11 protein-coding genes are annotated in these 11,732 nt (G+C 53.0%); 7 read left to right on the top strand and 4 right to left on the bottom strand.

The features are described 5' to 3' along the window. Positions 1-64 precede the first annotated feature (64 nt). Both ABSH60_RS20955 and ABSH60_RS20950 read left to right on the top strand, forming a co-directional pair. Positions 65-889: a Cof-type HAD-IIB family hydrolase gene (locus ABSH60_RS20955; protein ID WP_390975941.1), complete on the top strand. Its 825-nt coding sequence runs from the start codon at positions 65-67 to the stop codon at positions 887-889. A gap of 787 nt (positions 890-1,676) precedes the next feature. Further along, the gene (locus ABSH60_RS20950; RefSeq protein ID WP_162997903.1) at positions 1,677-2,162 is read left to right on the top strand and encodes a LuxR C-terminal-related transcriptional regulator; all 486 of its coding nucleotides are present in this window, start codon (positions 1,677-1,679) and stop codon (positions 2,160-2,162) included. Positions 2,163-2,230: 68 nt separating this feature from the next. Here ABSH60_RS20950 and ABSH60_RS20945 read toward each other — a convergent pair whose 3' ends face one another. The 3 genes from ABSH60_RS20945 to ABSH60_RS20935 all read right to left on the bottom strand — a co-directional run bounded on the left by ABSH60_RS20945 (position 2,231) and on the right by ABSH60_RS20935 (position 4,208). Continuing rightward, on the bottom strand, positions 2,231-2,815 hold the full coding sequence (locus ABSH60_RS20945) for a helix-turn-helix transcriptional regulator (RefSeq protein ID WP_390975939.1): 585 nt from the start codon (positions 2,813-2,815) through the stop codon (positions 2,231-2,233). Positions 2,816-3,287: 472 nt separating this feature from the next. Beyond that, entirely contained in the window at positions 3,288-3,827 is a 540-nt protein-coding gene (locus ABSH60_RS20940) for a glycine zipper family protein (protein ID WP_056775086.1), read from the bottom strand. 15 nt (positions 3,828-3,842) lie between these two features. Next, positions 3,843-4,208 (bottom strand): hypothetical protein, encoded by a 366-nt coding sequence (locus ABSH60_RS20935; protein WP_390975937.1) that lies wholly within the window; start codon positions 4,206-4,208, stop codon positions 3,843-3,845. 750 nt (positions 4,209-4,958) lie between these two features. Here ABSH60_RS20935 and ABSH60_RS20930 point away from each other — a divergent pair. Continuing rightward, on the top strand, positions 4,959-7,520 hold the full coding sequence (locus ABSH60_RS20930) for a YadA-like family protein (protein WP_390975935.1): 2,562 nt from the start codon (positions 4,959-4,961) through the stop codon (positions 7,518-7,520). A gap of 52 nt (positions 7,521-7,572) precedes the next feature. Here ABSH60_RS20930 and mntR read toward each other — a convergent pair whose 3' ends face one another. Then, positions 7,573-8,022: a manganese-binding transcriptional regulator MntR gene (mntR, locus tag ABSH60_RS20925; RefSeq protein WP_122096966.1), complete on the bottom strand. Its 450-nt coding sequence runs from the start codon at positions 8,020-8,022 to the stop codon at positions 7,573-7,575. A gap of 187 nt (positions 8,023-8,209) precedes the next feature. Here mntR and ABSH60_RS20920 point away from each other — a divergent pair, with 187 nt between their 5' ends. From ABSH60_RS20920 to ABSH60_RS20905, 4 genes are read left to right on the top strand one after another with little or no spacing between them, the layout of a single operon-like run. Further along, positions 8,210-9,151: a metal ABC transporter substrate-binding protein gene (locus tag ABSH60_RS20920; RefSeq protein WP_122096907.1), complete on the top strand. Its 942-nt coding sequence runs from the start codon at positions 8,210-8,212 to the stop codon at positions 9,149-9,151. Continuing rightward, positions 9,148-9,954 (top strand): metal ABC transporter ATP-binding protein, encoded by an 807-nt coding sequence (locus ABSH60_RS20915; RefSeq protein WP_136377398.1) that lies wholly within the window; start codon positions 9,148-9,150, stop codon positions 9,952-9,954. Before ABSH60_RS20920 ends, ABSH60_RS20915 begins: the two co-directional genes overlap by 4 nt. Continuing rightward, positions 9,951-10,808 (top strand): metal ABC transporter permease, encoded by an 858-nt coding sequence (locus tag ABSH60_RS20910; RefSeq protein ID WP_056775072.1) that lies wholly within the window; start codon positions 9,951-9,953, stop codon positions 10,806-10,808. The genes ABSH60_RS20915 and ABSH60_RS20910 overlap by 4 nt, the downstream gene beginning before the upstream one ends. Beyond that, the gene (locus ABSH60_RS20905; RefSeq protein ID WP_122096909.1) at positions 10,805-11,659 is read left to right on the top strand and encodes a metal ABC transporter permease; all 855 of its coding nucleotides are present in this window, start codon (positions 10,805-10,807) and stop codon (positions 11,657-11,659) included. Before ABSH60_RS20910 ends, ABSH60_RS20905 begins: the two co-directional genes overlap by 4 nt. Positions 11,660-11,732 lie beyond the last annotated feature (73 nt).

Here is an 11,732-nt window from a genome sequence, read left to right as displayed (position 1 = left end):
GGTCGTAAAACGCCCGCTTTTTTTCTATTTTCGCCTTTTATCATCTGACCCTGTAGGAGCTGCAATGGCCGTAAAACTTATCGCCGTCGACATGGATGGCACGTTCCTGAATGAATATAGCGAATATAACCAGGCACGTTTTAGCGAGCAGTATCAGGAATTATTGCGTCGCCGTATCAAATTTGTGGTTGCCAGCGGCAACCAGTATTACCAGCTGAAATCCTTCTTTGATGAGCTGGATGACCAGATCGCCTATGTCGCCGAAGGTGGCGCTTACGTGGTCGATAAAAAACAGGAGCTGTATTGCGCCAGCCTGGAGCGTGAACAAGTCTCTCAGGTCCTGCAATGGATTGGCCGCACGCCCGGCATCAATAACCTTGTCTGCGGCAGAAAAGGGGCATACGTGCTTGAGGGCACCGATGAAGAGTTCATCCGTCGCATGAGCCATTACTATCACCGTCTGAGCAAAGTGCCGACCTACGCGCACATCGATGACACCATTTTTAAATTTGCACTCAGCTATGTGGAAGATGACGTGTATCCGCTGATGGGGGAAATCACCCAGCAACTCGGCAGCATTGTTGCGCCGGTCACCAGCGGCCACGGATCGATTGACCTGATCATTACCGGTAATCACAAAGCGAACGGCCTGAAGAAAATCCAGCAGCGTTATGACATTCGCGATGAAGAAGTGATGACCTTCGGTGACAGCGGGAACGACCTGGAAATGCTCAGCTACGCCGGATATGGTTTCGCGATGGAAAACGCCTCTGAACCGGCAAAAGCGGCTGCCAAATACCGTGCGCCATCCAACCGGGAAGAGGGCGTGCTGAAGGTGATTGATGACTGGCTGAATGGCCGTGCGCCATTTGACGTTAATCACGACTGACCAGCCCATGCAGCCACGTCAGCGGCCAACGGCCCTCTGGCGTGGTTGTGCGTGAGCGATTCGTGCGGAAAATCTGATACATTTCACTAATTAGAAATTTCGCGAAAAAAACGCGAAAATTCCTAGTCAGCCTGCTCGAATGCAGTGAGAATGTTTATGTGCTGTGACATGGTGTAAATGACAGGTTAAATTTAAACGCCATTTATTTTCAGCATGTAAATGTCAATCAGACTGCAATAATAATTCCTCAACAATTCCCCCAGGCACTATATCTGTCAGAACAGCCTTCCTGCTGGCATTATTCACCTTTCGTTTTCTGTTTTGCGGTTTTTAATTCTGCGGGCAGGGCTTTTTTGTAGATTATCGCGAAAACTTCTTAATAATCTGAATTCCACTCTCTGCCGGTACGGGCTCTCGACAATGTTAAGACTGAGAATTATGATTGTTGCGTTGAGAGAATTATCCTAAGGCAGTAAAATAAGGCACTGACATATTATGTAGTAATGTGTTAGCAAAGAGAACGCATAAGGGGTTCTGGTTTAGTTAAGGTTTAACAGGGAAGGGCAAACACAGTTTATATATCGCTTACGCAACCCTGCATGGCGCGGCGGGCGGAAGGTATTACTGATATTGCAGTTTATTTTCAATGGAACAATTTATGAAAGACACAGTGATAATCCATTCCGGCCATTATGAAATGCTGGCGATTTCGCACATTCTTAAAGAAGCAAAAGTGAAGCCGCGATCTTATTCATCATTAACGGAATTCTTTCGTTCAGGGCCTGGAATGAGCGTGGGTTTTATTATTCTGGAAGTGAAAGAAGAGTCCTCAAACTTTGATGCCGCCATAAAGTTTTTGCGCAGGCTGAGCTTTTATTACACCCCGCCACAAATTATTGTCATGACCAAAATAGAGAAAGCCGAGAAACTCAGTTTACTGGCAGAACTTCAGGTAGATATGATTATCTCCGAGCAGGAAGATTTTTCTATTCTCAGAAAAATGTTGATCACCGGCGTAACTGATCTTAACTATCACATGGCGGTGAGTCCGTTCCTCAAACAGAAAGATAATGATTTTACCCGCGCGGCGAAAAAGCATTTAACCGAGATGGAATGGCAAGTGCTCAGTGCCATACAGCAAATGAAAAGCAATGCCACCATTGCCTGTAAACTCGGACGCAGCGTTAAGACGGTCAGCACGCATAAAAGAAATGCGATGAAAAAGCTGGGGCTGAAAAATTCGATTGAGCTTTATAAATACCTGATGCAGTAACCGGAGAAAGGGCGTGAGGATGAGGGTGTGATGAGGACCCTCACTGCACGGGCAGAGAGGGGGTGGCGTCAGATGGAGTGGTTGAGCACTTTATTTAGGTAGTTGAACAACTCTTTTGTACTCTTCAGTTTTAACTTCTTCATGGCGCTGTATTTGTAGTAATAGAGATTTGAGGCCGGTATTGCGGTGATTTTCTCGATATTTTTCATCTTAGCGTTCTTCGACAAACACCGCAGTAAAATCGCTTCATTTTTCGTCAGAATGAAGTCCTCAATGAAAGGCAATATAGATTCATATTTCCCCGTCAGCAGGCTATCGAAAAAGAAAAACACTTTAGATAATGCATTGTTTTTGCACAGGTGAAAGTCTGACAACCGGCTGTTAACAATAACATTATCGCTAAGAATGATTATCTTGCAGTCTTCTTTGGTGTTCGTTTTTAAGTTATAAATAAACTTGTCTATGTCGTATTCAAAACCCACTGCGCCGGGTTCGATAATGTAAATATCGAATTTCTGGCTATTCTTATCTAAGGCGTATTCTGCGCTGATTTGATTAAAAATAATGCTCTTTGATGTGTTAATCAGAGAGAAGACATTCTCCAATCCCAAAAAAGTCAACGTGCATGAGTCAATAATTGCAATCCGCAACATTAATTCATTCCTTTAAATTAAAAAAATTCCATTTGATAAACGGGTTGTGACTCTGATGGTTTACCTCCGTTATATTCATCCATCATTCTGGCATTTATAATATATAGTATTATTCCTACCGTCAATGTAAGTGAATTTAAAACATTATATAAATGTCATTAAATGTTTCAAAAATAATTTCGCAACAGGTTGAAAATAAAAGAATTTTAAATGACAGTGAATGAAATATATTATTGGCGTCGGATTATTTTGCAAATCTTTATTGAATACTAGAATATTCCTACATAAGCAGACAAACCTTACAAAGATATACCCCCTCCCGTTGATTGAAATCAACGTATCAGCCAGGGTCTTTTGGTTCATTTCTCAGGGCGGTGCAAATATGGCCAGTGTGCGGCCAATAATGAAATAAGGCTGCCGGAAGCGGGCAGCCTTTAAGCGGTGTTTACAGTGTGTCAGTGAACCTGAGCGGTCAGGGGACGTAATCAGGTGGGACGCCGCTGTCCTCCTGAGGCGCCGGGTTGTAATCCGGCGGTACCGGCGACTGCGGCGGGGAATACTGATTATCACTGTAACCGGCGTCAACCGGCACTTTGTTGCCTTTGGCATACATGCACTGGGTGTAAACCGTGTCGTACTGATCTTGCAAATCGCCGCTGCTGGCTCCGGCGCTGTTGCTGCCCATGGCGCTGCCGATCAGTAATCCGCTGCCCGCGCCGATTAGCGCTCCCGGTCCGGCATGACCGGAGGCGGCGCCGAGCAAGGCACCTGCCGCTGCACCGACCACCGTCCCTGCCGCCGCCGTGCCCGCCGCATTATTACTGGCGGTTTCTGCGCCACCGTTAACACTGCCGTAAGCGGCGTTGCGGCAGGACATTTCATCCATCCGGAACGACTGATAACTTTTACCGGTGCCCGGCAGCACCATTACATCAGGCCGGGTAGGAGGCGAAACGCAGCCCGTCAGCGCTGCGGCCAGGGCGAGCATTGCCACCGGAGTAAACCTGTTCATCACTTTTATTACCTGTTAACGGGGTGCTGAATCGCCCACTACCACTTTCATCCATCCCCGCGGACAAGCGGGGACGCGCGGGTAATAGCCCGCCGGATTCTGGCAGTAGTACGCATAGTTTGGCGTTTTCTCAACGTAAGTCTGTGGTTGCGCGGGCGCAACATAGACCACTGGCGGCGGCGGATAATAGACCGGCTGCGGGATGCCGATCACCACGTTCGGACCATACCAGCCGCGGCCATAGCCACCGTGCCGGTAATAGCCATGCCCATAATAGCCGTGTCCATAATAACCCTGTCCGTAATAGCCATAGGCGAACGACGCTGAACTGACGGACATCAGTACGCCAGCGGTCAGCATCAACAACAGCAGCCTCTTCATAACCACCTCTGAGATAGAAAACCCGTTGCGCGGAGTCGTAAAAAAAGCCACTTCTCCTGAGGCTAAAGATACTCTGCTGCCAGCGGAAAGGTTGGCGTGGAATTAGGGGGAACAGGACAAGGATGCGTCAGCAATTGTGTGTAAAAAATTCCGGAAACGCGAAATACTGACGTTCGGCTGCAATAAAACCCTCTCCCTTTCCTCCGCCCGCAAAGATAGCGAAAATGAATGCCATTCACCGGTATTTTCCTCGCTTAAAGTTCGCTCTTAAATATCCGGCTCATAAAACATTTTATTTATTGAATAATAACTGGTGTAAATCAAAAATAAACGATTTTACAATTTAATTACCTGTGTAAGTTATATTATTAAAGCGTTACGGCAGGTAATTTAAAATTGATTTTTTCGGGTTTACCTTTTTAAAAGTTGTCTGATAGCATAATCGCTTTTCCTGAAATCCTTTTTAAGGTGCTGAGTGTTTTTGTTGTTAAGTTCAATAAAATCAATACATTGTGGATTTTGTATTTTTCTTATTTTTATTTCATTGAATTCAGGGTTGAAGCCGTTATTGCATAACTGAATGACGGGGCGAAATATTTGTAAAAACGTTAACGGCATTCAGGTGTTAATTATTTCATCGTTCAATAAATACCGGCATTGAAATATGCCCGCCTTTGGCCGCAGCGGCCTTATCCGCTGCAAATGATCTGTACACACTACTCATGGCATGGAGCCACAAAGGGAGTTGAAATGAATAAAATATCTCGTCTGACCTGGAATTTTGCATCGAAAGTCCAATTTGTCGCGGGTGAGTTGGCAGGGCAAAAGATAAAACGGATAAGTGGCCTGACGGGTATCGTGGCCGCGACGCTGATATCTTTACCGGCCAATGCGCAGGGTGCCGTACAGGCATCAGGGGGTGCGAAACCTGAAGATAAGGTGGCTGCGGGCAAACGAGCCACCGACGGGCTTAGCCTCCTGCAACTCCAGGCCGTCACCGGCAGCGATGTGCAATACGATACCAACCCGGACGGATCCTTTGACTACAACAACATCACGTTAGGCGGAACAACGTACAGCAGTACGACCAAAAGCGGAGGAACGCGGATCACCAATGTCGCTGCGGGCACCAGTGGCGGTGATGCGGTCAACGTTGATCAGCTCAATGATTCAGTGACGAAAGTCAAAACGCATTATTCCAGCGTGAATGATGGCGGCACGGCGGGAGCGAACTACAACAATGATGGTGCGAAGGGGGCGTATTCGCTGGCCACCGGTGCGGGCGCCACTGTCGATGCCAGTTCAGGCAATGGCGTGGCTATCGGTAAAAATGCCACGGTGAGTTCGTCAAAAGGCAGCGTTGTTATCGGCGGCGATGCCACCGGCAGCTACAGCGTTGCCGGCGCGAATGCTAATCAGGTGGTGATTGGCAACGCGGCCTCAGCCACGGGTGTGTCTTCCATTGCGCTTGGCGATACCGCCAGTGCGACAGCCTCCTCAACCATGGCCTTCGGTTCGGGGGCCAGCGCCAGCGGCACCGGGTCGGCAGTGATGGGCTGGCGTGCGTCAGCCAGCGGGCAGGCGGCGGTGGCGTTGGGTGCGCAGGCATTGGCATCCGGTACCTCCTCCCTTGCTTTTGGCTATGGTGCGACCGCCTCAATCAACAACAGTGTGGCCCTCGGTGCGGGTGCGGTAACGTCTCCGGTAGTGGCGACAACTGGCACGAAGATCCGTGGGAAGGATTATGTTTTCGCCGGAGGGGCGCCCGCAGGCACAGTGAGCCTTGGCGCGCTCGGCAGCGAGCGCACGCTGACCCGCATGGCGGCCGGGCGGCTGAGTTCAGACAGCACCGACGGCGTGAACGGTTCACAACTGTTTGCCACCAATCAGGCCATTGAGAATCTGAATCTCAGCTTCACCGATCTCGATAACCATGCGTTGAAATATGACACCAACGCCGACGGTTCAGTGAACTACAACCGCATGACGACAGGCGGCAGCGCCTATAACAGCAGCACCCACACCGGCGGGACAATATTGACCAACGTGGCGGACGGCTCCGCGCCGAGTGATGCAGTGAACTTCTCTCAGCTGACCGAAACCAATAACAGTATTAACAGCATCTACAGCAGCGGCACGAAATACACCCACGCCAATTCAACCGGTGCTGATTCCTCGGCGACGGGGGCGGACGCCGTGGCGATAGGGCAGAGTGCTGCCGCCAGCGCAACCAACGCGGTCGCTATCGGTAACGGAGCGCAGGCGGGCACCGCGAACAGCGTGGCGCTGGGCGATGGCGCAAAAACACAGGCGACGGTCGCCACTTCCGGCGTCACCCTTCAGGGGAAAGACTATGTTTTTGCAGGCAGCTCGCCGGTGGGAACGGTCAGCGTCGGCGATACCGGCACGGAACGCACCATCACGAATGTGGCCGCCGGGCAGATCAACGCCACCAGCACCGACGCCGTCAACGGATCCCAGCTGTACGCGGTGACGGATGCCATCAACAACATCAACGGCGGCATGGCGAGTCTGGATACGCTTTCCGTCAAATATGATCTCAACAGCGACGGCACGACCAATTACAGCAAAATCACGCTGTCCGGAGACCCGACCACCCTCACTAACGTTGCGGCAGGCACACAGGACAGCGATGCGGTGAATTACGCCCAGCTCAGCGCGGTTTCTGCCGGGGTGAACAATATCGCCAGCGGGACAGAGGGCATGTTCCAGGTCAGCAACACCAGCAAACGTGCGAAACCGGTCGCCAGCGGCAAAGAGGCCACTGCCGGGGGCGCCGGCGCCGTCGCGTCCGGGGATAACAGTACCGCCCTCGGCTCGAATGCCCGCGCCTCTGCCGCAAATTCCGTTGCGCTGGGGGCGGATTCTCTTGCCGATCGCGCCAACTCGGTATCGGTAGGTTCTGCGGGGGCGGAGCGTCAGATAACTAACGTGGCGACAGGCACCCGCGGTACCGATGCGGTCAACGTTCGCCAGTTAACATCGGGCGTTACCCAGGCCAACCAATACACGGATAACAAGTTCGGCGCGTTGAAAAACCTGGTGGATGACAACAATGACAAGCTGAGTGCCGGTATCGCCGGGGCCATGGCGATGGCCAGTCTGCCGCAGCCTTACGCGCCGGGCGCCAGTATGGTGAGCATGGGGGGAGGGACGTATCAGGATCAGTCCTCCGTCGCGCTGGGGGTGTCCACTATTTCTGAAAATGGCAGATGGGTAACTAAAATGTCCGGCAGCAGCAACTCGCAGGGGGAAATGGGCGCCGCCGTCGGGGTAGGGTATCAGTGGTAATGGCGTAAGGTATCGAAGGAATGCCCCTGTTGACGGGGGCAAACCTTCAGGATCAGGACGAGGATTTCTGACTTGCGGTAAAGCGCCGGAACGCCTCAAGCGTTTCATCACTCACGTGATGCTCGACGCCTTCGGCATCCAGCCGTGCGGTTTCGGCACTGATGCCCAGCGCAATAAAGAACGCCTCCACCACGTTGTGACGCTCGCGGTTTTCCGCCGCCAGTTTCTCGCCTTCCGGCGTGAGGAAGGTGCCGCGATAAGGCAACTGATGAACCAGCCCGGCGTTCGCCAGACGCTTCAGGGTTTTCGCCACGGTGGGTTGCGAAACGCCCAGACGTGCAGCCAGATCCACCTGACGCGCTTCGCCGAACTCGCGGATCAGATCAGAAATCAGTTCAACGTAATCATCCATCAGTTCCCGTCGGTGCGCCTCGCGCACCTGTAAAAAACCCTGAGCGTGTTCTTCAACATCCAGCAACGGATTTAATTTTTTATCTTTCACTGCGCCTGCCTCTTTCTTGCTCAACGGTTTCTTACCGCCGCCGCTTTGCGCGACAACGAACCGCATTGTAAACCAACAACACATATCTACCAATTTCTGCGAACTTTGCCTTGGCTATGGAGTATAGCCTGTGCTATACCTGAATAATAAACCGCCGACAGCCGGACAGAGTGACAGGAGAAAATTCATGGGAAATGGACAAAACATTGTAAAACTATTCAGTCAGTCGCCGTTCCGTTTACGGCTGATGCTGATCGGCATGATCGTGGCACTGATCACCGGCAATGCAACGGCGGCGGAGAAAGACAAAAAAAAGTTTAAAGTGGTGACGACCTTCACGGTGATCCAGGACATCGCGCAGAACGTTGCCGGTGATGCCGCCACGGTGGAGTCCATCACCAAACCCGGCGCGGAAATTCATGATTATCAGCCGACGCCGCGTGACATCGTAAAAACGCAGTCTGCCGATCTGATCCTGTGGAATGGATTTAACCTCGAACGCTGGTTCGGGCGCTTCTTTGCTAACATCAAAAATGTGCCGTCCGCGACCGTCACCGACGGCATCGCGCCGCTGCCGATCCAGGAAGGCCCTTACCTCGGCAACCCAAATCCGCACGCGTGGATGTCGGCAAAAAATGCGCTGGTGTACGTGGAGAATATCCGCGCTGCGCTGGTGAAATACGACCCTGAGAACGCCGCGACCTACGACCGCAACGCCAAAAGCTATGCCGAAAAAATCACCCGGCTGGATGCGCCGCTGCGCGAACGTCTGGCAAAAATTCCGGCTCAGCAGCGCTGGTTAGTCACCAGCGAGGGCGCGTTCAGCTATCTGGCGAAAGATTATGATTTGAAAGAAGCCTATCTGTGGCCGATCAACGCCGAAGAGCAGGGCACGCCGCAGCAGGTGAAAAAACTGATCGACCTGGTGCGCCAGCAAAACATCCCGGTGGTGTTCAGCGAAAGCACCATCTCGGATAAACCGGCCAAACAGGTCAGCAAAGAGACCGGCGCGAAATATGGCGGTGTGCTGTATGTCGATTCCCTGTCTGCGGCGGATGGCCCGGTACCGACCTACATTGATTTGCTGAAAGTCACGGTCGGCACCATTGCGCAAGGATTCGGCCAATGAGTGATACCGCGCTGCATCTCGACGTCGATAACATTTCGGTGACCTACAACAATGGTCACACCGCCATAGAGAATGCGTCGTTCCGCCTGAGCGGCGGATCGATTTGCGCGCTGCTGGGCGTCAACGGCAGCGGCAAATCCACCTTGTTTAAAACCATCATGGGCATTATTCGCCCGACGCACGGCAGCGTGACGCTTGATGGCCTGAACGTCAGCAAAGCCCTGAAGCAGAATCTGATCGCTTACGTGCCGCAGTCTGAAGACGTGGACTGGAACTTTCCGGTGCTGGTGCGTGATGTGGTGATGATGGGGCGCTACGGCAAAATGTCATTTCTGCGAATTCCCTCGCAGGAAGATAAAAAACAGGTGGCGTCGGCGCTGGCGCGTGTTGGCCTGACCGATCTGGCACAGCGTCAGATCGGCGAGCTTTCCGGTGGTCAGAAAAAACGCGTGTTTCTTGCCCGTGCGCTGGCACAACAAGGGCGCGTGATGTTGCTCGACGAGCCGTTCACCGGCGTGGATATCAAAACAGAAAACGCCATTATCGATCTGCTGCGCCAGCTGCGTGAAGAGGGGCATCTGATCCTGGTGTCGACCCACAACATCGCCAGCGTGCCGGATTTCTGCGACCGCGTGGTGTTGATCAACCGGACGGTGATCGCCGCCGGGCCACTTGACACCACCTTCACCCATCCGAATCTTGAGAATACGTTCGGCGGCGCACTGCGCAATATCGGCTATTTAGTCCCGCAGGAAACGGCCGCGATGCCAGAAACCCTGTCACCGATAAGGCGGGTGAAATGATTGACCTGCTGCTTGAGCCGTTTCATTACAACTATATGGTGAAAGCCATCTGGGTCAGTGCGGGGGTGGGCGCGGTGTGTGCGTTTTTGTCCGCGTACCTGATGCTCAAGGGCTGGTCGCTGATGGGCGATGCGTTATCGCATTCCGTGGTACCGGGCGTGGCGGGCGCGTACGCGCTGGGCTTCCCTTACGCCATTGGTGCCTTTGGCACCGGCATTCTGGCCGCGCTCTCCATGACGTTGCTACGTCATTTCACCAAACTGCGTGAAGACGCCATCATTGGCTTTGTTTTTTCCACCTTCTTCGCCCTCGGCCTGCTGCTGGTGTCCCTGAATCCGACCTCCGTCAACGTGCAGTCGATCCTGTTCGGTAACATTTTAGGCATCGACGACGCCGACATTTTGCAGGTGCAAATCATCGTCGGCATTTCCCTGCTGGTGCTGTGTGTCATCTGGCGCGACCTGCTGGCGGTCTTTTTCGATGAAGCGCATGCGCGCTCGGTCGGCCTTTCTCCGCTGTGGCTGAAGGTGATTTTCTTCACCATTTTCAGCGCGTGCAGCGTGGCGGCGCTCCAGACGGTCGGCGCGATTTTAGTGATCGCCATGGTGATCACGCCCGGCGCGACGGCGTATCTGCTCTCCGACCGCTTTTCGCACCTGCTGATTATCTCAGTGATGATCGGCGCGGTAACCAGCGCGGTGGGCGCATGGCTCAGTTATTACCTCGACGGTGCCACCGGCGGGGTGATCGTCTGCCTGCAAACCACCGTTTTCCTGCTGGCATTTTTGTTCGCACCGAAACACGGCTGGCTGGCGAATCATTTCCGTCTTAAACGTTCAGGGAGCCGCGCATGATGGCCTGGATGGATGTGCTGATGGAGCCGATGAGCTTCGACTTTATGCAGCGCGCGTTGCTCACCGCCGCAGCCACCAGCGTGGTCTGCGCGATATTTTCCTGTTTTCTGGTGCTCAAAGGCTGGTCGCTGATGGGCGACGCCATCTCTCACGCGGTGCTGCCCGGCGTAGTGCTGGCCTATCTGGCGGGGATCCCGCTGGTGATCGGCGCGTTCGGTTCCGGCCTGTTTTGTGCGGTCGCCACCGGTTTCATCAAGGAGCATTGCCGTGTAAAAGAAGATTCGGTGATGGGCATCGTGTTTTCCGGCATGTTCGCCGCCGGACTGGTGCTGTTCTCGCGGGTGAATACCGAGCAGCATCTCAGCCATATTCTGTTCGGTAACGTGCTCGGCGTCACCGACAGCGAAATGCTGCAAACGCTGATCATCGCGTTTATCGTCACCCTGGCGATTATCATCAAATTCAAAGACCTGATGCTGTTTTGTTTTGACCCGGTTCAGGCGAAGGTTATCGGGCTGCCGGTGCGTTTTTACCACTATGCGCTGCTGTGTCTGCTGGCGCTGACCATCGTTGCCGCGCTTCAGGCCGTCGGCGTGGTGCTGGTGGTGGCGATGCTGATCACCCCCGGCATCACCGCCTTTCTGCTGTGTAAAACCCTGCCCAAAATGATGGCGGTGGCGGTCACCGCGTCACTGCTGGCGGCGGTGTCCGGCACCTTTATCAGTTTTTATATCGATGCCGCGACCGGCCCGACCATCGTGCTGATTCAGGCGCTGATTTTCCTGCTGGCGCTGACGGTGCATCTGCTGCGCAAGGCGGTCAAACCGCGTCAGGCCGCCTCAAATCCCTGACAGCGCACCGAATGAATAGTGTTCCGGCGGAAGTTTTGCGATGCTGCACGCCGGACATTTTTTATGAGAAACG

The organism is Rahnella sp. R3(2024) (assembly GCF_042920125.1).
Lineage (GTDB): Bacteria > Pseudomonadota > Gammaproteobacteria > Enterobacterales > Enterobacteriaceae > Rahnella > Rahnella rivi.
Note: the sequence above shows the minus strand (reverse complement) of the source record. Positions and strands in the feature narration are given on the sequence as shown.

What these genes read in the sequence shown, in the direction of transcription:
- ABSH60_RS20950 (WP_162997903.1), top strand. Translation starts at nt 1,677, where the DNA reads ATGAGCGTGGGTTTTATTATTCTGGAAGTGAAAGAAGAGTCCTCAAAC.
- ABSH60_RS20920 (WP_122096907.1), top strand. Translation starts at nt 8,210, where the DNA reads ATGGGAAATGGACAAAACATTGTAAAACTATTCAGTCAGTCGCCGTTC.
- ABSH60_RS20910 (WP_056775072.1), top strand. Translation starts at nt 9,951, where the DNA reads ATGATTGACCTGCTGCTTGAGCCGTTTCATTACAACTATATGGTGAAA.
- ABSH60_RS20915 (WP_136377398.1), top strand. Translation starts at nt 9,148, where the DNA reads ATGAGTGATACCGCGCTGCATCTCGACGTCGATAACATTTCGGTGACC.
- ABSH60_RS20940 (WP_056775086.1), bottom strand. Translation starts at nt 3,827, where the DNA reads ATGAACAGGTTTACTCCGGTGGCAATGCTCGCCCTGGCCGCAGCGCTG.
- ABSH60_RS20945 (WP_390975939.1), bottom strand. Translation starts at nt 2,815, where the DNA reads ATGTTGCGGATTGCAATTATTGACTCATGCACGTTGACTTTTTTGGGA.
- ABSH60_RS20955 (WP_390975941.1), top strand. Translation starts at nt 65, where the DNA reads ATGGCCGTAAAACTTATCGCCGTCGACATGGATGGCACGTTCCTGAAT.
- ABSH60_RS20905 (WP_122096909.1), top strand. Translation starts at nt 10,805, where the DNA reads ATGATGGCCTGGATGGATGTGCTGATGGAGCCGATGAGCTTCGACTTT.
- ABSH60_RS20935 (WP_390975937.1), bottom strand. Translation starts at nt 4,208, where the DNA reads ATGAAGAGGCTGCTGTTGTTGATGCTGACCGCTGGCGTACTGATGTCC.
- ABSH60_RS20930 (WP_390975935.1), top strand. Translation starts at nt 4,959, where the DNA reads ATGAATAAAATATCTCGTCTGACCTGGAATTTTGCATCGAAAGTCCAA.